This is a genomic window from Microbacterium sp. H6 (assembly GCF_003314775.1).
Taxonomy (GTDB): domain Bacteria; phylum Actinomycetota; class Actinomycetes; order Actinomycetales; family Microbacteriaceae; genus Microbacterium; species Microbacterium oxydans.
This window is the reverse complement of the sequence record NZ_QOAY01000014.1, coordinates 1-326: the sequence shown is the minus strand read 5'-3', so window position 1 is coordinate 326 and position 326 is coordinate 1. Positions and strand designations below refer to the sequence as shown.

Genomic DNA, 326 nt, shown 5'->3' with positions numbered 1-326 from the left:
GGGCCGTGAGGGCCCGCCGTGAGATCGGCTTGACGATCAGGAAGAGCGCGTAGATGCCGATCCACGCCGACAGTGCGGCGAAGAACGGGGCGAGCCCGGCGCCGTAGTCCTCCGCGGAGGCGACCTTGTCGCTCGACACCTTCACGGGATCGGCGATCGTGTCGGCCTGACGGGCACGCAGGTCGGGTGTCGAGGCGGGGATCGCGTCCACCCCCTGGGCGAGCCCGTCGCGCAGTTCGGCCGTACCGGAGGCCAGCGTCGCCAGTCCGTCACGCAGCTGCGTCGCGCCGTCGTTCGCCGCGGAGGCGCCGGTGGCGACCGTGCCG

At 73.0% G+C, this 326-nt stretch carries 1 pseudogene; it reads right to left on the bottom strand.

What is annotated here, in order from left to right:
* Positions 1-326: pseudogene (locus DSP71_RS22820) on the bottom strand (YhgE/Pip domain-containing protein); the annotation flags it as partial.